This is a genomic window from Polycladomyces subterraneus, assembly GCF_030433435.1.
Lineage (GTDB): Bacteria > Bacillota > Bacilli > Thermoactinomycetales > JIR-001 > Polycladomyces > Polycladomyces subterraneus.
The window spans coordinates 1-20,461 of sequence record NZ_JANRHH010000003.1; the positions used below are offsets into that span (position 1 = coordinate 1).

Below are 20,461 nucleotides of genomic sequence, written 5' to 3' on the forward strand. Positions count from 1 at the left end.
TTTTACCCAGTGGGAGAGATTTGTTCGCCACTGGAACCTCATACCATGACGTCCACAGGAACAAACCCACTACCAGTGGGATGAGCACCGCTCATATGTTCGATTATACAGCAAATTGGTTGCTCTTGCCATCCCCAAAAGGGGATGCCGAGCAACGCCGCCTTTCATCCCACGATTGAAACCGTAGGCTTTCAGGCGGCTTTATCTGTAAAACGCCGGTACAACCATATAAGCTTGAAGCATCTTCATATTGAAGCCGACGCCGATCATGGCAAAGGCTGCAAGAATCCAAGGAAGCTTCCGATTATGAATCCCTCTAAACAACATCCAAGTTGCGAGAAGAAGTGTAAACACTAACATGCTGTCAATGTTATTCGTTCGACTGACCGCAACGGCGATGGGGGAACATGCCATCACCAGGCTGGCCAAACAGGCAGCTGTTTGACCGAAGGTGGGCTTGACCAGAAGATATACCAAAAAAACCGAACCGACACCGGCCAAGGCCTGAGGAAGAATGACACTCCATCCGTGAACTCCGAAAATATAGGCGAATAGCGTTTGAATCCAAAACACAACTGGTGGTTTATCCACCGTAACAAACCCACCCGGATCAAAAGAGGCGTAAAAGAAATTATGAAAGCTTTGCAGCATGCTGGTGACTGCCGCAGTGTAATAGACATCGGCATATGGATCGTTCCATATTTCGAAAATATTCAAAAAAGTGGCCAATAAGGAAATCACGATCAGGATCCAGTCGATACGCTGTCCCGGTTTCGTCTTTACCGTCATCGTTTCACTCCTTTATATTGATTCCTTGTCCTGATGGCCTCTTACTTCGGTCATCATCCTTTAACTGAATTGCCGCTGAAGGTGAACTGAACATTGATTGAGCTATAGCTGAATAAACGCTGAAAAAAATAAATCACGGTATTCATGCTGTGATGCGCATGAATACCGTGATCGGATCAATCGTTATCTCTTCTCTTCCTTGGCGAAAAAATGCTTCAATGCATCGTACACTTGGCCTTTCTCCCGGATGATATAGTACAGAAACTTGGGATCGGCGAGATTGCGATAGGCGGTCATCAGAGTGGAATGCCGGTTGTACTGGTTCACCTCACCGTAGCCGAACAGATTGGCTCGTTTCATCAGTTCCCGCACCAGCTTGATGCAACGTTCATTGTCCGAAGTAAGGTTGTCGCCGTCCGAGAAATGGAACGGGTAAATGTTGTATCGGCTGGGGGGATACCGCTTATCGATCATCTCCAATGCAAGGCGGTAGGCGGAGGAGCAGATTGTGCCGCCACTTTCCCCTTTGCTGAAAAAGTGATCCTCGCTCACTTCCTTGGCTTCGGTATGGTGAGCGATGAAGACGATTTCCACTTTTTCATATTTGGTGCGAAGAAATCGAACCATCCAGAAAAAGAAACTGCGGGCAATATATTTTTCGAATATTCCCATACTTCCTGATGTGTCCATCATCGCCAATACGACGGCGTTGGAATGGGGGATTACGATTTCTTCCCAGGTTTTAAAACGCAAGTCATCATTGGAGATCCCTTTCAACTGGCGGTGACCCCGGAGTGCGTTTCGTTTGATCGCTTCCAGGATGGTCCGCTTTTTATCAATGTTGCCCATCAGACCTTTTTTGCGGACATCGTTGAACCGGATGTCCTGGGTGGTGATATCCTGCTGATCCTTCGGCTTCAAGCGGGGGAGTTCCATTTCGGCAAACAGGATTTCCTCCAGTTCTTCCACTGATATTTCTGCTTCATAATAATCCTTTCCCGCTTGATCGCCTGCTCCTTGCCCTTTGCCCGGCCCTGGTTTTTGCTGCGATTCACGGCCGATGACGTCGCCTACCTGGCTTTTGCCGTCCCCTTGGCCGACATGTTTGCTTTTGTTGTGATTGTACCGGAACCGATACTCCTCCATCGAGCGGATTGGCACTTTCACCACTTGTTTGCCGTCGGACATAATGATGCTCTCTTCGGTGATGAGATCGGGCAGGTTCTTTCGGATCGCTTCCTTCACTTTCTCCTGGTGCCGGAGCTGATCCTGGTACCCCTTGCGGTGCAGGCTCCAATCCTCCTCCGACACGATGAAAAGGGGATGTTGCACCGTCCGATTCACCTCCCCTCCTGACGAATGGGCGAGGGCGTCAGCGATTCAAGAGACTGCCCACATAACGGAGCAATTCGTTGGCGCATACCGGACAATATCCGTACTCGTCAATGAGGCGAGCCGTCACTTCGTTGATTTTCTTCAATTGATTCTCATCCGGTGTTTTGGTGGAGGTGGTGATTTTGACCACGTCCTTTAAGTCGGTGAACAACTTCTTCTGAATCGCTTCGCGCAAACGGTCATGGCTGTTGTAGTCGAATTTTTTTCCTTTGCGGGCATAGGCCGAGATGCGAATGAGGATCTCTTCCCGGAATGCCTTTTTCGCATTTTCGGAGATGCCGATTTGCTCCTCGATGGAGCGCATCAGTTTCTCGTCCGGATCCAGTTCCTCACCTGTGATCGGATCACGGATCTTGGTCCAGTTGCAATATGCCTCCACGTTGTCCAGATAGTTGTCAAGCAACGTTTTCGCCGATTCCTCGTAGGAGTAGACAAAGGCTTTCTGTACTTCTTTTTTTGCCAACTCATCATACTCTTTGCGCGCAATGGAAATAAAATTCAGATATCGTTCGCGCTGCTTCCGAGTGATTGACGGATGTTGATCCAATCCTTCCTTCAACGCACGCAGGACATCCAACGCGTTGATGCAGGGTGCGTCGCTGCGGATCAGGGCACTGGAAATGCGGTTAATCACATAACGTGGATCGATGCCTTCCATCCCTTCGTCCAGGTGTTCGTTGTGCAGTTCTTCCACATCGGAAACTTTGAATCCCTCCACCGATTCCCCGTCGTACAGCCGCATTTTTTTCAGGAGATCCATCCCTTGCTTTTTGGATTCCTTCAACCGCGTCAAAATAGAGAAGATGGCGGCCGCACGCAAAGCATGAGGTGCGATGTGCACATGGGCCAAATCACTCTGACGGATCAGTTTTTGATAGATTTTTTCCTCATCCGACACCCGAAGATTGTATGGGATCGGCATGACGATGATCCGGGATTGCAACGCCTCGTTTTTCTTGTTGCTGATAAACGCTTGATACTCGGATTCATTGGTATGAGCAACGATCAGTTCATCAGCGGATATAAGGGCAAAACGCCCCGCTTTGAAATTGCCTTCCTGTGTCAGGGACAGCAAATTCCACAAAAACTTCTCGTCACACTTGAGCATCTCCTGAAACTCCATCAACCCACGGTTGGCCTTGTTCAATTCTCCATCAAACCGATAGGCGCGCGGATCGGACTCCGACCCGTATTCGGTGATAGTGGCGAAATCGATGCTCCCGGTGAGATCAGCAATATCCTGCGATTTGGGGTCAGACGGACTAAACGTTCCGATCCCCACGCGATCGTCTTCGGATAACAGCACCCGCTCCACCACGACATCTTCCACCCTGCCCCCAAACTCCTCTTGCAGGCGCAACCGGCAAGCCGGACACAAATTTCCTTCGATTCGTACGCCGAGCTCTTCCTCCACATCGGAACGAAGCTCGGGTGGAATCAAATGCAGGGGTTCCTCGTGCATCGGACATCCTTTGATGGCGTACACTGCGCCTTCGTCCGTGCGCGAATATTGTTCCAGGCCTTGTTTCAGCATGGCGACGATGGTGGATTTCCCACCGCTTACCGGTCCCATCAGCAGCAAAATCCGCTTGCGAACATCCAGCCGTTTGGCGGCAGAATGAAAATACTCCTCCACCAGACGTTCGATGGCCCGGTCCAAACCAAAGAGTTCACGACTGAAAAACAAGTAGGATTTGTTCCCTGTTTCGTCCGTCTCCACACCTTGACTGGCAATCATGTTGTACACCCTGGCATGCGCGGTTTGCGCAATATATGGACGCTCTCGAACAATATCCAGATACTCAGCAAACGTCCCTTCCCATTTCAACTGATCTTCCCGTTCCCGGTGCTCCGCTATACGCTTCAGGATGTCCATAGAAGCCTCCTCTCCTTCAGCACCGCTTCCTTCCCGCACACCTTAAAACCAGATATTCCCAACCTATGCATCCTCCCCCGGTTCCATGATTCCAAGGGGGAAAAGAGAGAGCCCGAAAGATGGTATATATTTATGCGCTGAGACGGACAATGTTTCACTCCTCCTGCCCGTTATGAAGAAAAGGAGGAAGTGGTTTTCCGCTGAAAAAAGGAAAAACCCCCGTCAAACGGGGGAAAAAACGAGTGGCGAACAGCCGTCTAGAGCGTGTCTGATTTATATCGTCCGCATGGCTTTTCCGGCTCGCTCCATCTTTGCCCTGCAAAGAAGCAGAGCAAGGGCGCTTCGCACCTTCAAGCTCAGAACGCGGTAAAGTACCCATCATTCATCCCTGAGCTTTTCCGGTTCTCCGCTCGGTCGGGTTTAGTTCTTGTCAATCACCCGGGAAAACCTTACCGCCTGATCAAATGACCAGACACACCCTAAATGCCTGCAACTTTATTCGTTCAAAGCATTCAACAAAAGGATGCCTACTTCCAGCGAGCTCCTCAATCAGAAAATAGCCCGGTTCCTTCGCGGATGGCCGACAGTAATTCTTCCAAGCTTCCTTCCTGATCCGGTTGATATACGGGATGCCCACGGTCGATTCGACATTGGTTCAGATAGAAGGTTTTCATTCCCACCGTTTGCGCCACCATGTCTTCCTGCATATCGTTACCGATCATCACACATTCTTCCGGTCGGACCCCGAGACAATCCGTGATCTCCTGATAATACTCCGGACGCGGCTTGCAAAAATGCATATCCTCGTAAACAGTTACCCATTCAAACGGCAAATCGGCCACTTCTGCCCAACGCAACCGTTCCAATATGGCAACGCGAGGAAAAACGGGGTTTGTTGCCACCGCCACTTTGTACCCTTTCTCTAAAGCCGCTTCCACCACCCGACGGGACAAAGGTGTTGGTTCAACGTGCGCTTTCAGCTTGGGATAGTGCTCTTCGTAAAAACGGTCGAAATGGGGCCAGATCTCCTCCTTTAACACACCGGCCAAATGGAGGAAGTGTTCTACAAACACTTCTTCGTTGGTTTTGTGAGTTTCACTATTCCGGATCATCGCCTCCGTCGCTTCCCACAGATAGCGAACCAGCTTGTCCGGCGAGACGACATCAGCCACATGAGAGGCCAATTCCCGGAGATAGTGATGAACAAATGATTCCGTATCCATCGGTAACAACGTCCCGTCCAAATCAAACAAACAAGCGCGGATCACACCAAACGCCCCTTTCTATTCGTCCATTCAATCCTCTTCGTAACGTTTCAGCAGGGTTTCCTTGCGCAGAGACAAACAATTGCACCGGGTTTGTTCGGCATCGATCCGCTTGAGACTGTCAAGCAAAATATGACCGATGGTATGGGACTCATTGTGGAAAATATCACTTAAATCCTTGTGATCCCAGTCCCGAATGATGCCTTCCGCATAGTTGACCACCATGTAGATCCCTGCGTAACAGGCGCCGATTTCCCGGGCCAGATATACCTCCGGGGTGATACTTTGGCCGACGATGTCCGCAAACCAGGTACGAAACATCTGAACTTCCGCCCTGCTTTCAAAATGCCGACCGTCCGTATTGACGTAGATGCCCCGTTTAAATACGTGTCTCCCCTCAGGCTCTACACGCTCTTTTGCCGTTTGATACAACGCATCCGCCTGGGTGGGGCAGATCGGCTCACGCATCACCATCAGATACGGCCCGTCAAATCCGACATCCTGCCGCATCGAATGATCGATATAATCATTGGGGATGACCAAATCGCGCAACTCCAGCAGATGATTGATGGCACCAACGCCACCCTCGGCGAAGATCTTTTTCACACCCGCTTGCTGAAAAACCCAAAATACCTGACGGGACGCATCAGCACGCGTCACCTTGCCCGGGCGCCAACCGTGCATCCGGCAGGTCAACGCGGTTTTGTCGCCGACACGAATCAACTTGAATTGCGGACTTTCACCATAGGGTGTGTCAAACACCATCCCCTTTGCCAACACTTCCGTATCTTCCCGGTTCAAATCCTCCGGAAACCGGATGGAAAACGTGCTGGAACCACCGATAATGGCAAAGTCAACACGAGGAATGTCTGTCATCGTTCTCCCACCTTTTCCGGGATCATCATCCATACAACCGGTTTTGACCGGCGGGTACAAAAATCTCCAACTTCAAGGATATCACGGGGTCGAAAACCCCATCAAGCCGGCCAACTGTTTCCATTTCAACAAAAAAACCGCGAACCGCGGTTCATACTCTTAGTATAGCAAAAAAGGTAGTTAGAAAGGATGGCGACCGCGGGAGTTGGCCACCGTGTGCATCACCCGTTCCCACTCTTCCCCCACCTTGTCGCGCGAAAAATGTCCCGCCGTCTCCCTTCCCTTTCGCCCATAGGATTGTCTCAACGCTGCATCCGTCAGCAAACGAATCACGCCGTCGGCAAGCTCATCCACGTTCCTCGGGTCGACCATGATGGCGTTATCCGTTGTACAACGTTTCGACACCTCCACACATCGTGGAAGCACTACCGGCAATCCCGATGACGAAAAACGGAGAACCGGACAACCCTGGTAGCGGTGTGCCGCAAGAAACGCACACCGCTGGATGTAGATTCTTTCATGTTGACAGTGGCGTGATATTCATGTCAGCCCGGGGAAACCATTTTGCCGCAACGCTTCATACAACACGATGGCCGCAGCGTTGGACAAGTTGAGCGACCGCGTATCCGCCCGCATCGGGATACGGATATTGGTGTCGCGATACTTTTCCAAGATCTCTTGTGGCAGTCCTGCCGTTTCTTTACCGAACACCAACACATCACCTTCCCGATAGCGAAAATCGGTGTAAGATCGGTCTGCTTTGGTTGTGGCACAAAAAAAGCGCCTGCCGGGGAGCGCCGCTTCCAGTTTAGCGAATGAGTCGTGCAGGTGCACATGGACCTGATCCCAGTAATCCAATCCCGCCCGTTTGAGATACCGATCTTCAATCGAAAATCCCAACGGACCCACCAAATGGAGCGTTGCCCCAGTCACTGCGCACGTTCGGGCGATGTTTCCGGTATTATAGGGAATTTCAGGTTCGACGAGCACGATGTGAAATGACATGGTTCCTTCCTTTCCACCTTTTCGCATGCTGTACGATTTTTATTGTAATGAAAGGCTCGACCCTCCGCTATCCCTGAATGTGAAAGAACCGATACTGCACACGTGGTGTCCAAGCATGCGAATCGCGGTAATCCCAGTACCGGTGGCGGCTGTTCACCGTATGTGCGTTGACAAGTGGCATGCCATTGCTGTCGAAAGCGGTGACAATCGTATTATGATCGTAGCGTCCGCTTCCTTCCCAATCGTAACAAATAATGTCCCCGAGCGACAGTTGGTCTGCTCGGTCCACCATCACGGCCCGGGGGATGCCACCCGTAGACAAATACCTTTTCAGACCGTCCGCCACCGCCCAACTGTAGCTCCACTGTTCGTGCGGTCCGCGGTACCACCAACCGCGATCCCTTCTGGATGCAAAATCCATCGGTATGCCGCCAGCCACCATGCATTGCGATACGAAGCTGGTGCAGTCCACTGCAAAGCGACGGTAACGTGGATTGTAACTGTTCCACCAAATCTCCGCATACTGCACAGCTCTGGCCCGATCGTATCCCCCTCGGGTACCGGTCGGTTCCTCCTGTTCGCTGATCGTGGTGACTCTGGTCCGTTCCTTCCACTCCGAAGGCTCCGCCAATCGTCCGTCAGCAATTCCCCATTTCCCCTCAGCAAACCGGACGTTGAACCTCCAACAAATCGCCTCTTCTTCTTCATAAGTTTCTCCGAGGAGCTCGTAAAACATGCGATGTTCACTGATCATCCACACATCCGCCTCTTCATCGGAGCGGATTTTTTCTTTGACCAACCGCAGTCGAGTATCACTCTTCAGTGGATGGCAATTCCGTTCTCTCTGCTGTAGCCGCAACCGACGCAGCCGTTCTTGTTCCAACTGAATCCACGCTTCATTTCCGTCCGTCAATAACGGTTCGTATAAATCGTCTGGTTCTCCTTCCACCCATAAACGGTTTTGGATTTGAAACCATATCGCGATCGGTTGATGCCACGGTCGTCTCTCCATCACGACCCGACTCCTTTACTTTTTTCCTCATCTTTATGTCAGCGGGTCAAGCAGTATGTGCAGACGGACGGGCAAAAAACGACCGAGACGAATGGCTCGGTCGCTGCTTATATCTTATATCCAAAAATAATCGTCAATGGGAAACGTTTTTCTGGGGTGGCAGATAGCCTTCCAGTTCCAGCAGCTTTTCTTTGATATGCAATCCACCGCCGTATCCGACAAGTGAACCGTTGGAACCGATCACACGATGGCAGGGAACAATGATGGGGACAGGATTTTTGTTATTGGCCCCTCCTACCGCGCGGACCGCTTTGGGTGCACCGATCGCTTGCGCGATTTCCTTGTAGGAACGTACTTGTCCGTATGGGATCGCCTGCAACTGACGCCATACCGCCTTTTGAAAAGGGGTACCGTATAAATCTACGGGAACATCAAACTGTTGTCTTTTCCCTTCAAAATACTCTTTTAGCTGCTCCACCACTGGAACACATGTCCGATCGTTTCGCTCTATTTTCACCGAACGGCCCCATTGTTCTGCCCAAACTTTGATGCCGACCAACGTTTGATCGCCTTTGCCAAATTCAATGGCGCAAACACCTTTGGCTGTCATGGCCAAGGTCAATGGACCGACCGGGCTGTCCATCTGACTCCAAACAACCGTGCGCGATCCCGGGATCATCAGTGAGCCCTCCCCATTTCCTTCTCTTCCCTTTATCTTACACTTTCCACGATCGGTGTGCGAATGTTTTATTCGCCAGCTGTGAGCAATGAAATCGCATTTTCGACTTCCTTGCGCACTTCTGCTTCTGTTTCCTCCCGTTCCGCTTGCATTAACGCGTTTTTGGCATCATCCCCGCCAATCTTGCCCAGTGCCCACGCTGCTGTGGCGCGAATCACTGGTCGCGGATCTTCTTTCAGCAAACGACTCAAAAGCGGTACCGCCGTTCGGTCGCGAAAATGGGCCAACGCGATAATCGCGTTGCGCTGAATCGGTTTTTTGCCCCGCCATGAACCCGCCATGTCACCGAAACGCTCGCGAAACTCCCGATTACTGAGGGTAAGCAAGGGTTTCAACAATGGTTTCACCTGTTCGGGATCAGGCGTAAATGCCTCGTGATGAGTGAAATTCCGCTTACGATTGTGAGGGCAGACCACTTGACAGGTGTCACATCCGTACAGACGGTTGCCCAGCTTTTCGCGGTACGCTTCCTCCAGGATTCCCTTGGTTTGCGTCAGGTAGGCCAAACATGCCTGGGAGTTGAGCTGGCCGGGCTGGACCAATGCTCCTGTCGGACACGCATCGAGACAAGCGGTACACTCTCCGCATTGCTCAGTGATGGGTTGATCGGGCGGCAAGTAAACATCCGTCACGAGCTCGCCCAAATAGACCCAGGACCCGAACTCCGGTGTGATGATCGCGGTGTTTTTGCCGCTCCAACCAATTCCCGCCCGTTCTGCGACGGCACGGTCGGATAATGCACCGGTGTCCACCATGATTTCGGTCTTCGCATAAGGCATCCATTCCAACAGTGACGCTTCCAGCAGGCTCAACTTCTCCCGCAACACATCGTGATAATCCCTACCCCAGGAAGCCCGGGCGAAAATGCCGCGATAGGCACCCGGTTTGGATTGGGGCGGTTTGTTCATCTTGGACGGATAAGCGAGCGCGATGGCGATAATCGTCTTGGCTTCGGGAACGATTCGGTCCGGGTGCGTGCGTTTATCAATGTCGGGTTCTTCAAATCCAGACTCGTATCCCAACTCCCGATGACGGATCAATCGCTCCCTCAGCTCCGTAAACGGATCAGCTGAAGCAAATCCGATTTTGTCAATGTGCAGCTCTTTCGCTCTGATAATCAGCTTTTCCTTCAATTCCTCTGGTGTCATCGCGCTCACCTCCTTTTTCATCCCGATACGATTGATTCCTTTCGAAAACAGCCGTCTCCCGCCTCCGCCTCCTCGCGACTGGGATGTATCTGGTGAATACTGTCCACATTGCTTTCCCGGCTCACTCCACCTGCGCCCTGCTGAGAAGCAAATGATGACCGCTCCGACCCGTCAGCGCAGGACGCGATCAAAGTACGCTTTGCTTTGAGGAAATATCCAGCGATTTCAATCCCGCGCTTCCCAAGTCTTCGCTCGGCTGGAAGACGGCTTCGCTCATATCAGCCTCAGGAGGCCATCATAACACGCCCAACCAGATCATGAAATGGGAATGGTTGGGCACTACACTGACTTCAATCCCTCGGCACCGCGGCTCGCGCCAATTCGTCACAGCGATTGTTCCATTCGTTGTCGCTGTGCCCCTTCACTTTGAGAAATTCCACCTGATGATGCCGGGTAAGCGCCAGCAATCGTTGCCATAAATCTTTGTTTTCCACTGGTTCTTTTTTGCTGTTGATCCACCCGTTTCGTTCCCATTTCTCATACCAACGCTGCTGAAAACAGTTCACCATATAGGCACTGTCCGTATACAGCTTAACCCGGCACGGTTCCTTCAACCGACGAAGCGCTTCGATCGCCGCCGTCAATTCCATCCGGTTGTTGGTCGTGTTTTTTTCCCCGCCCGAAATTTCCTTGCGACGGGAACCATACATCAGTACCGCCGCCCAACCCCCGGGACCGGGGTTGTGGGAACACGCACCGTCCGTGTAAATCACCACTTCTTTCACTGTTTTCCTCCTCCGTCACTGGACACGCAAAGTACGCATGCGGTTGATCGCCCCAGCCAATTCCTGTTTACGTGGAAGCGCCAAATCGCCCGGATGTTGACCAGCATAGGGCGATATCACATCCAAACCCTTTTGTTCTATCTCATCATACAATTGTTCAATTACCTGAGCCAATGTTTGCCGTCCATTCGCCCGGCGACCTACGTATCGGATCATTTCCGCTATGGCCCGAGTCTGGCTGGGGTCCACCAATTGCTCCAACGCCGACAAATCGATGGAGGTCTCACCAAACACGATCGTGTGTAATCCTTTGGCATCCACTTTTTCTTTCTTGCCGCGCTTCGGGTTAAAACTTTCGCGCAGCGGCATTCGGTGAGTTACTTCTCCGAAAGAGTCGCCACCTTCTTTTTTTCGATCATTGGCTCTCGATTGTGCGATCTGCTTGGCTTCCCGGGTTACGTCGCGCGGCTGGTATTCGTCCATCATGATCACTGTATCGGCCACATCGAAGTAGTCACCGGATCCCCCCAACACCAATACACTAGAGACTCCTTTTTCCTCATACAACTGGCGCACCTTGTCCAAAAAAGGCGTGATCGGCTCCTTGCCTTTCGCCACCAACGCCTGCATCCTGCCGTCACGGATCATGAAGTTGGTGGCACTGGTGTCCTCATCGATTAATAGGCACGATGTGCCAATCTCCAAGCTCTCCATGATGTTGGTCGCCTGCGACGTGCTTCCGCTGGCATCATCCGTGGAAAAACGAATCGTATCGCGCCCGAACGGCAGATGGGTGATAAACGGAGAAATGTTCACCTTTTCCACGCGCCGACCGTCTTCCGCACGCACTTTGACCGCATTCCGATCGGTGATGACGTATTCCCGTCCGTCTCCTTCGATGTGGTCGTACACGCCGCGCTCCAACGCCTTCAACAATGTGCTCTTGCCATGGTACCCGCCACCGACGATCAGGGTGATACCGTCTCGGATGACCATCCCGCGAATCGCTGGCCCGTGCGGCACTTCCACGGCTACCTCCAACGATGACGGAGATTGGAACGGGATCACTTTTCCGGTGGTCAACGGCCGGTCGCTCACACCGCTTTCCCTTGGCAGAACAGCGCCATTGGCGACGAAGGCAATCCATCCCCGCTCCTGCAGATAGCTGCGGATGGCCCTTTGGTTGTCCACCAACTGCATCCGTTCCTCGATTCGACTGCGATCCAACGAAGATACGGGGAGAGCACGTTGAACCAGTTGCGGCAAGTCTTCACACAACATCTGAGCCGCCTTCTGCCCCAGCACCGTTCGGCCGCGCGCCGGCAAACCCACACTGAGGCGTACTTCCACAAATCGTTCGTTTACCACGACAGAAGTACGCGGCAAAATTTCCTGTCCGGGACGGTCGATGGCGATCAGCCCGCTTTTGCCTGTACCGCTGACACGGAAAGCAAATTTTCCGATGTGCTTGGCCCATTCCCGCGTCAGCCAATCTTCCAATCCGATTCGCCGGTGCGGTTCTGCAAACCATTCGTGCGGATAACGCGCCACATCCATCGGCATCCGCACCCGAATACGCGAGGGAGAGGCAAACGGATCTCCCTGGACATAATCAATGAACAGCGTAAACGTCGGGAAACGGTACTCTCCTTGAATCTCTTTGTAGGCCTTGTATCCTCTGCCGTCGATTCGTTTCAATATGGATTGCAACCGTTGCATGGAATCCCTCCCGCGTTGATTTCACCATACTTTTGGTATTGCCTTTCAAATGCTATACTTAAAACCAACCCGTACCTGAAGAAAATCGCAACTCTTCGGAGGCGAATCACATGATCACATTGAGCGCACAAATCCAATCGATTTTGCCCCGATTTCGACTGGCTGCCATTGTTTACCAAGGGATCACCGTCGCCCCTTCAACCGGACCGTTTCGCGGTCGCTTCCAATTGTTTCAGGAACACCTTCGTATGGAGAACGACACCGACACAATCGGGCAAATTCCCGCCATTCAAGCGATGCGAGAAGCATTTCGACAGGCCGGTACTTCCCCGTCCCGATATCGGCCGTCTGCTGAAGCCCTGCTTCGCCGGGTGTTGAAAGGGGAAAACCTCTACACCGTCAACAGTGCAGTAGATGCCAACAACTTCTTTTCCCTGAAATACCGCCTTCCCTTCGGCATCTATGATTTGTCCGCCATCGACGGTGACATTGTTTGTGACATCGGCGGTGAAAAAGATTCGTATCAGGGATTGAACGGCCGGGAAATCCGAATGGACGGCAAAATCCTGCTCAGGGATGCGCAAGGTGCGTTCGGCAGTCCGTATGTGGACTCTACCCGCACCGGTGTGACGGAGAAGACGCGGGATTGTTTACAAATCATCTTTGCCCATGAGGTGGATGACGATGAGCTCCTGACCATCGCTAAACAGGTTAGTCGTTGGTTTGTCCAACTCAATGGGGGAGATATCGCAGATACATCCGTCATCCGGTGAATAAAATCAGGTTCAAGACGTAACTACCCAGGGTATATTTGGTTATACGACGCGTCCTGTAAGATAGTGGCTCTTTCGCGGCTCATGACCTCGCCTTTTCATTATATATCGAATACGAGAGAGTATCTGATCAATATTGTCGGCAACGTTTTCCCGGCTCCCTCTACTTGAAATGCTGCCTAGGGTTTGTCTGGTGAATACTGTCCACATCACTTTCCGACTCGATCCACCTGCACCCTGCAGGGATGAAGATGATGACCACTCCGACCCGATCAGCGCAAGGACGCGGGCAAAGTTACGCTTCGCTTTGAGGAAATTGCCCGCGATCGCATCCCGAGTCTTCTCTCGCTTGGGAAAACATTGCTCCTTTACGGAATGACCAGACAGGCCTCAGACTATCCCATCCCTCATGAATAAATGATATGATAGACTAATATACTGTCAAATCATCGACGAAAACATTACCCATGATTCATAAAGCCCCCACATGCGCTTAACGCAGTTGTGTTATCGTAGCATCCATAAGGAGATGATGCGTTTGACGCTGGCTTATCGACTTTTGGTATCGGACATCGACGGTACAATCGCCAACAGAGCGAAAGAGATTGCGGATGTCAACCGCCGTGCGGTCTCCCTGTATCGTCAATCTGGCGGACAGTTCACGTTAGCCACCGGACGCAGTTATGCCGAAGCAAAACGATTCATCAATCTGTTAAACCCGGATCTGCCCGTCATTCTGTGTAATGGCGCTGTGCTGTATGACCCGTCTTCTGATCGGTTAACTCCGATTGCCGTATTGCAGCGGGATGTGGCGGCTGACGTGCTGAAGCAACTGACAGGATTACGCCTGAACATCGACATTTTTGTTTACACCTCCGACGCCGTCTACGCCACCCAGGTCGGTCCATTGGCCCAAGCGGGCATGGACAGTGAGGATTTTCATCTGGAGATCATCGAGAGCTTCGACTTGTTGGCGGAGGTACCGTGGATCAAGTTTGTCGTTGTTGCCGATCATGAAGAAATGAAACAACTCCACGCTTGGTCGAAAACGGTCACCCATGATGTGGAGTTTGTCCAATCCTCCGATCATTACTTCGAGGTCCTGCCGCCCAATATTTCCAAAGGAGCGGCCTTGGCACGTATCGCCGAGGAGCGGGGAATCCCGAGCCGTCAAATCGCGACGATCGGCGATCATCTCAATGACCTTTCTATGTTACGAATGGCCGGTTTGTCGGCAGCCGTCGCTAACGCCCATCCCCATGTCCTGCAAACGGCAGATATCGTGGTCCCCAGCAATGACGAAGGGGGCGTGGCCTATCTCATTCACCAGCATTTGTTAAAAGATATGAAGATACAAACACAGGCGGCTCGATAATCATAACAAAACAAGGGGCGATGTTCGCCCCTTATCTTATATCGTAACGCAAATATTCCCCCAAGTTCATTTATCCGCACCAGCATTCCAATTGAGTTCGCTCGATGGAACAAGCTGGATCACATACCACATCAGATACGATTTTATCCTCAGTGCGGGTGTATATTTTCTTTTTCCGGTACCGAATGCTGTTCGGGTTGAAACCACGGTGTGACCTCTTCAAAAAAACGGTCCTGATGCTCGGGTGAGACGGTTCCCAGTGGGATACCGGTGGCTTTTGCCAAGAAAGGATCCAGTGTGCAAAGATCCGACTTCGTGATGTCCGTCAGTGCCGTTTTGCCCAGTGTCATCGCCACTTGCTCCATTTCATGAACACAAGCGTTCAGATACCGAACCAAATTCATGACCGCCTGATCGATGTCCAACCGATCCGTCATTTTGCCGGTGTAGACGATCAGACTGGTGGGCGGCTCAAATGGAACAGCTTTGACCATTTGCTCACTGACCATCGCCATCAGCGCCGCCGTACCGATATACACAGCATCCGCTCCCAAGGCGATCGCTTTGAGCATTTGTCCCGGCGTGACCAGCCCGCCTGTTGCAATCAGATTGATGTCGCGTATCACACCTTTTTTGGCGAAAAACTCCATTGCCCTGGAGATGGCAAAAAGGGTGGGCAATCCGACGTCATCCTGCAAAGTGGGGGAGCCACCGTGCGTACCGCCTTCCGCGCCGTCTAGCGTTACAAAATCCACTTCGGCTTCCACTGCGATTGCCAATTCCTTTTCCAGATGATGCGTCGCAGCGATTTTCAATCCGACCGGGACACCGGTTTCGTCTCGAAGCCGGCGAACCAAGCGGATAAAATCCTCTTTGGATTGAACTCCGGGAAGACGTGAATGAATCCAAGCGTCTTCCCCTTTTTTTAAACCGAAAACTTCTCGGTAGTCCACTCCGATATTCTTGGCGGTCGTCCGTTGTGGAGCCGAACCTTGGGCCCCTTGACCCAATTGAATTTCGATCGCATCCAAACGTCGGTATTTGTCCGGTTCATTCATCCAACCGCCCCGGTTATACTGCCCGATAAAAAGTTGTGCCGCGTCCCTTTCCTCTTCCAACAGACCCGCCTCACCGGAATTGGTCGCTGTCCCGACAGCGGTCGCCGCTCTAGCCAATGCGATTTTGGCACTCTTACTCAATGCTCCACCGAAGGACATCGCGGCTATCATGATCGGAATGGAGATCGTCAACGGTTTTTTGGCACGATGTCCAATGGTGACTGGTGTGTGAATGCCCACATTTTCCGGGGTAGGGAATCGAAACAGATGACACGGGTTGAATAAGATCTTTTCCCACGGCGACATGTGAATCGGACTCCCCAGCGGCCGTGATATGGGAGTTCCCTGGTTCGCCCGCATGGCGATCTCCATCAGGTTGGTCAACCCGACCTTCTGGGTGGTGGGCATCATTTCAAACAGATTTTCCGTGTACTGGTCGCGGATGGCTCTCGTAATCGCTTTGTCCACCGTATCATTGATAGCGGATCGGATCAGATTCTCAATGAATCTTATCATGGTGCGTACGCTCCCCTGGTTCGCCACGCTCGATCGTATTTCGGATGTCCTCGATCTTTTGTGCCATTGATAAACAAATATGCTTAATCGTCCCGAGTTGACGGGCCGCATGTTGTTCCTCCACTGCGATGTCCACCAATTCCCGATGATCAAACTTCGTCAATTTGTTGAAATGATCCCGTTCAATGGACGACAGAGTCCCGGCCATGGTCTCGATCCGATTCAGCTCAGAATGAATATAGGAAAGTGTGTGTTTGAGATCCTGCACGTTCTCCATAGGGTTCATCACTCCAAGATGTTTTTCTTATCTTTCCCCCAATCGGAGTTGTCGCATTCGTGGGGGGCACAATTCGGCGAAAAATATTCAGACATGTGATAGACACTACTTACGCTTTCCTTTTGAATAGAAACTCATGGAAGAAATGCTGAACTTTCCGTTTATGTGGAGGTCACCGAAAACATGTTCAAACTGAAGCGGTTGAAACGGAAAAGAATCTGGTTATTTCTCGCCATCCTTATTTTCATTTATTTGAATAATAGTTCACTGTTTACAAAGGAGGATAGTGGGTAACCATTTCTCCTCGCTCATCGCGGACTTGCTCAAACCTTTGACACGGAAGGCTTAACAGATGATACTTGTACGGCAAAACGTATTCATTCACCGGAACATCCCTATCTAGAAAACACCATCTCCTCCATGCAAGCAGCGTTCAAGGCCGGTGCTGATATGGTCGAACTGGATATTCAACCGACCAAAGATGGAAAGTTCGTTGTATTTCATGACTGGACGCTCGATTGTCGAACGAACGGAAAAGGCGTAACGAGAGATCATACTTTAGCCGAACTGAAGAAACTCGATATTGGATATGGTTACACCGCCGATGGTGGGAAAACTTTTCCTTTCCGGGGGAAAGGAATTGGTTTGATGCCGTCTCTTGACGAAGTGATGGAGCGTTTTCCCAATCAGTCACTATTGATTCATATCAAAAGCAATGATCCGAATGAAGGTGTTCAACTTGTGGCCTATCTCTCGAAACTGCTAAAGGATCGCCTGATTAAAATCACGGTATATGGTGGAGATGAGCCAGTTGAAACCTTGCATCAACGCCTCCCCGACTTACGGGTCATGTCAAAAGCCACAATAAAGGCTTGCCTCATTCCGTACTTCGCAATCGGATGGACCGGTTACACGCCGGATGCATGCTCCCATACACAATTACATATCCCTGAAAAAATCGGGCCTTGGCTTTGGGGGTGGCCCCATCGCTTCCTTCATCGGATGGAGGAACATGACACCCGTGTCATACTTGTGGCAGGAGGGGGAGGTTACTCCGATGGGTTTGATCGGATGGAGGATATCAAGCGCCTACCTGACCATTACACGGGTGGAATCTGGACCAATTGCATTGATCGAATGGCTCCCTTATTCAACAAAAGATAGGCTTGATAAACTTCGATAGGTCTGTGAATAAACCGTTGGGGATAAGCCACACTGAAGCCTTTGTACAAGGAGTGGTATGAGTGGCTTGGCTCCAACGGTTTGATCCTTTTGACCGCATCCCGATCACCCATTTTCGCCATGAGTTGAATCGGACATTCCAACGTTTTTTCGGGCAGCCTTTCTTGACCGACGGTGATTTCCTCGCAGAGCGCGGGACTTTCATGCCCACTTTCAATGTGGAGGAACATGAGGATCACTATATGGTGGAAGTGGAGGTTCCGGGAATGGATGTCAAGGATGTGAACATCGAGGTACACGGAAACACATTAGTCATCAAAGGGGAAAAACGACGCAAAACCGAACGGGAAAAAGAGGGGCGTGTTCACGTCATGGAGAGCAGCTACGGTGCTTTCCACCGTTCCTTCACCTTGCCGGAAAACGCTGATCCCCAGGGAATTACGGCGAAAAGACGCAACGGCGTCCTCTACATCCGGATTCCCAAAGATCAAACCAAAACACCCGACAGATTGATATCCGGGACGATAACCCGCTTCAGTAACACGTAACGTACAATATTTTCGGCTGTGTACCGTGGCGGAGAAACATACTTACGAGAATCACCCCGAGTCTTACTGTACAGTTGCAAGCCAATGGCGAACATCACTAACTTGATCGGTCCCCTGCTTTGAGAAAATACTTACTCAAAGAAGACTGGTTCCTTGTGATAGGAACCAGTCTTCATGTGTTATCTGTATACTTTCTCCTTTCGTTTATGTTTTCTACCATCCGTTCATCGCCACAATTGATGTATCGTCGGTTCACCATACGCTGCAACAAACTTCTTTCGTTTGTCATCAGTTCTGTAACGGACATGGAGATCTCTCCTCGATGTAGGTTAGATGTGTGTACATTGGGTCTTACGAACGGTTTATATTGGATTGGAAACCTTACAAGATAATAGAGGAAGAAGGTTCTCCATATCCCTGATGATGTTCATGATGATCATGATGTTGACCTCCGCCACAAGCGGTCAAACACAGAAACAACGATGCCACAACAATACTGAAAATGATCCGTTTCCACAACATGGTTCCACGCTCCTTTTTAATGAGAATGTTTGCGTCCGCATCCCGAGCTCCGATTCATTTGATCGTGAATCCGGTCGATTGCTTCGGAAAACGATAGCGCTATACCGCCAAATCCTTTCACAAACTTCTCGGCTATGGTCTTCTGTTCAAAAGACAAAACCTGGGGATGACAGCAATGGAAATCGACTTCGGTATCCATGACATACCAAGCCCGATTTGCACTGATCGTGGTATTCGTAAAGAAATCCTGGCACATGGCCTGAAAGACTTCTTCTTTGATCTGTCGATGACGGAGCAACCCGCAATGGCTGCAACAAGCTGTTTCAATCCGTTGATCGGTCAATACCAAGCGGTAGATCAAGCGTGAATCTGGTTGACGACCACAGAGCACACATCCAGTATGGGTCGAAGTATTTACTTCCCTGTTCCATGTCACTCCACCGTGGGTTTTTGTTACCCATCCTTCTTCAATCAACGGTTTGAGATCCCGGTGTATGGTCATCTCAGATACTTCCAGTATTTCGCTCAGTTCAGAAATCTTCATGTACTTTCTTTTTTGGATCAGTTGGCGAATACGTTCTCTTCGTTCTGTGGGCAACATTAGATATCCCTCCCCCGACTACTTTGTTATGTTTATAACATATTCACACAAAACATAACTAAGAACAGTGTATCAATCCCTAAAAAACAAAAGCAATAGAGTATGTGATAATATCGTGCCGTTTTGATGGATTTTTCACGCAAATAGAAATCAATTCTGGAAGGTAGTGGGGAAAAATCCGGTCCCACAGTGGACTCGTCTGATTCCATTTACTTTACCGTGATATCCCTGAACTTGAGCGTTGTCCAAAATGGAAACGAACTGAAGACGCTAACGACCCAAACATTCCACGGTTTAAGCCGTGTGGGGGGAATAACTCCCTCTTTCCATACATGAAATAAACATGGAGAATAAAAGTAAAAGAAAGGGGGAATCGTTTTGGTGCTGGTTCTCGTTAGCAGTGTTCTCTCTGTTTTAGGCTTCACCACCTACCTCTTTAATTCGGTTTATCGTCGTCGAAATACTTTGTCACGAACGATCGGGATGAAGATCGCCATGGGATCTACAATGATGGTCAGTCTCCTCATAGGCACAGTCTTAGGCGTACTTTTTCAACAGATGACGGCACCGACCATTTATTCCGTACTCATAGGGATGGCTGTGGGGTATTTTATAGGAAAGCCTGTTCAACTTCTCGCCTCATTGGATAGTATGTTGCACGGGATTATGGGGGGGATGATGGGGGTAATGCTTGGGGTAATGGTCGCCCCGGAGAATCCGGTGCTCATTGTCGGATTCATGAATGTCGTTTTTATCGTGATCATGCTCTTCCTCCTTCGGCTTATCCAACAAGAAACCCTGCGCTCAGTTTCTTCTGACCCACATTCAACTTCCTCAAAACAGACCACTGATTAAGATAAGAGCCCACATACCCAAAAAAGGGGTAGTGGGCTCTATATTCATCAGTAACAACACCAATCTACCCCTATGATGTTCGGCGCCAGAGAGCTTCCGATTTTTAAAAAAGGTCAAGGGTGGCGGCGAAGTTAAGACAGATCAA

At 50.6% G+C, this 20,461-nt stretch carries 18 protein-coding genes and 3 pseudogenes; 6 read left to right on the forward strand and 15 right to left on the reverse strand.

The window, feature by feature from the left end; genetic code table 11:
* Nucleotides 1-210: 210 nt before the first annotated feature.
* From NWF35_RS00110 to NWF35_RS00165, 12 genes and pseudogenes are all read right to left on the reverse strand, one after another.
* A pseudogene (locus tag NWF35_RS00110) lies at nt 211-789 on the reverse strand (glycosyltransferase family 39 protein); the annotation flags it as partial.
* Nucleotides 790-972: 183 nt separating this feature from the next.
* Nucleotides 973-2,121, reverse strand: coding sequence for a sporulation protein YhbH (gene yhbH / locus NWF35_RS00115; RefSeq protein ID WP_301237140.1), 1,149 nt, complete (start codon nt 2,119-2,121; stop codon nt 973-975).
* 40 nt (nt 2,122-2,161) lie between these two features.
* Nucleotides 2,162-4,060, reverse strand: coding sequence for a PrkA family serine protein kinase (locus NWF35_RS00120; RefSeq protein ID WP_301237088.1), 1,899 nt, complete (start codon nt 4,058-4,060; stop codon nt 2,162-2,164).
* Between the two features lie 545 nt (nt 4,061-4,605).
* A complete protein-coding gene (locus NWF35_RS00125) occupies nt 4,606-5,328 on the reverse strand; it encodes an HAD family hydrolase (RefSeq protein ID WP_301237089.1) in 723 nt (240 codons plus the stop codon).
* A gap of 27 nt (nt 5,329-5,355) precedes the next feature.
* A complete protein-coding gene (locus tag NWF35_RS00130) occupies nt 5,356-6,201 on the reverse strand; it encodes an MTAP family purine nucleoside phosphorylase (protein WP_301237090.1) in 846 nt (281 codons plus the stop codon).
* A 180-nt stretch (nt 6,202-6,381) separates the two neighbouring features.
* The gene (locus NWF35_RS00135) at nt 6,382-6,606 is read right to left on the reverse strand and encodes a glycosyltransferase (protein WP_301237091.1); all 225 of its coding nucleotides are present in this window, start codon (nt 6,604-6,606) and stop codon (nt 6,382-6,384) included.
* A gap of 135 nt (nt 6,607-6,741) precedes the next feature.
* Nucleotides 6,742-7,206 (reverse strand): tRNA (uridine(34)/cytosine(34)/5-carboxymethylaminomethyluridine(34)-2'-O)-methyltransferase TrmL, encoded by a 465-nt coding sequence (gene trmL, locus NWF35_RS00140; RefSeq protein ID WP_301237092.1) that lies wholly within the window; start codon nt 7,204-7,206, stop codon nt 6,742-6,744.
* A gap of 67 nt (nt 7,207-7,273) precedes the next feature.
* On the reverse strand, nt 7,274-8,218 hold the full coding sequence (locus NWF35_RS00145) for an amidase domain-containing protein (protein WP_301237093.1): 945 nt from the start codon (nt 8,216-8,218) through the stop codon (nt 7,274-7,276).
* 133 nt (nt 8,219-8,351) lie between these two features.
* Complete coding sequence (locus tag NWF35_RS00150; protein WP_301237094.1) at nt 8,352-8,897, reverse strand: methylated-DNA--[protein]-cysteine S-methyltransferase; 546 nt, start codon at nt 8,895-8,897, stop codon at nt 8,352-8,354.
* A gap of 68 nt (nt 8,898-8,965) precedes the next feature.
* On the reverse strand, nt 8,966-10,105 hold the full coding sequence (queG, locus tag NWF35_RS00155) for a tRNA epoxyqueuosine(34) reductase QueG (RefSeq protein WP_301237095.1): 1,140 nt from the start codon (nt 10,103-10,105) through the stop codon (nt 8,966-8,968).
* Between the two features lie 350 nt (nt 10,106-10,455).
* Nucleotides 10,456-10,890: a ribonuclease HI gene (gene rnhA / locus NWF35_RS00160; protein WP_212774295.1), complete on the reverse strand. Its 435-nt coding sequence runs from the start codon at nt 10,888-10,890 to the stop codon at nt 10,456-10,458.
* A gap of 15 nt (nt 10,891-10,905) precedes the next feature.
* Nucleotides 10,906-12,609 (reverse strand): ABC-ATPase domain-containing protein, encoded by a 1,704-nt coding sequence (locus tag NWF35_RS00165; protein WP_301237096.1) that lies wholly within the window; start codon nt 12,607-12,609, stop codon nt 10,906-10,908.
* Nucleotides 12,610-12,719: 110 nt separating this feature from the next.
* Between NWF35_RS00165 and NWF35_RS00170 the strand changes: the two genes are divergently transcribed.
* A complete protein-coding gene (locus tag NWF35_RS00170) occupies nt 12,720-13,382 on the forward strand; it encodes a B3/B4 domain-containing protein (RefSeq protein WP_301237097.1) in 663 nt (220 codons plus the stop codon).
* A 538-nt stretch (nt 13,383-13,920) separates the two neighbouring features.
* The gene (locus NWF35_RS00175) at nt 13,921-14,757 is read left to right on the forward strand and encodes an HAD family hydrolase (RefSeq protein ID WP_301237098.1); all 837 of its coding nucleotides are present in this window, start codon (nt 13,921-13,923) and stop codon (nt 14,755-14,757) included.
* 149 nt (nt 14,758-14,906) lie between these two features.
* Here NWF35_RS00175 and NWF35_RS00180 read toward each other — a convergent pair whose 3' ends face one another.
* Entirely contained in the window at nt 14,907-16,331 is a 1,425-nt protein-coding gene (locus tag NWF35_RS00180; protein ID WP_301237099.1) for an FMN-binding glutamate synthase family protein, read from the reverse strand.
* A complete protein-coding gene (locus tag NWF35_RS00185; RefSeq protein WP_301237100.1) occupies nt 16,315-16,608 on the reverse strand; it encodes a hypothetical protein in 294 nt (97 codons plus the stop codon). Before NWF35_RS00185 ends, NWF35_RS00180 begins: the two co-directional genes overlap by 17 nt.
* 183 nt (nt 16,609-16,791) lie before the next feature.
* Between NWF35_RS00185 and NWF35_RS00190 the strand changes: the two are divergent.
* The 3 genes and pseudogenes from NWF35_RS00190 (at nt 16,792) to NWF35_RS00200 (ending at nt 19,227) form a co-directional block, all read left to right on the forward strand.
* Nucleotides 16,792-17,772 (forward strand): annotated as a pseudogene (locus tag NWF35_RS00190) (glycerophosphodiester phosphodiesterase family protein).
* An 80-nt stretch (nt 17,773-17,852) separates the two neighbouring features.
* Entirely contained in the window at nt 17,853-18,338 is a 486-nt protein-coding gene (locus NWF35_RS00195) for an Hsp20/alpha crystallin family protein (RefSeq protein ID WP_301237101.1), read from the forward strand.
* A 697-nt stretch (nt 18,339-19,035) separates the two neighbouring features.
* A complete protein-coding gene (locus NWF35_RS00200; protein WP_301237142.1) occupies nt 19,036-19,227 on the forward strand; it encodes a hypothetical protein in 192 nt (63 codons plus the stop codon).
* A gap of 66 nt (nt 19,228-19,293) precedes the next feature.
* Here NWF35_RS00200 and NWF35_RS00205 read toward each other — a convergent pair.
* Nucleotides 19,294-19,461, reverse strand: a pseudogene (locus tag NWF35_RS00205) (DeoR family transcriptional regulator); the annotation flags it as partial.
* Between the two features lie 378 nt (nt 19,462-19,839).
* On the opposite strand from NWF35_RS00205, the gene NWF35_RS00210 reads away from it, so the two are divergent.
* Nucleotides 19,840-20,316 carry a hypothetical protein gene (locus NWF35_RS00210; RefSeq protein WP_301237102.1) on the forward strand — a complete coding sequence of 159 codons (477 nt, stop codon included), beginning with the start codon at nt 19,840-19,842 and terminating at the stop codon, nt 20,314-20,316.
* Nucleotides 20,317-20,461: the final 145 nt, after the last annotated feature.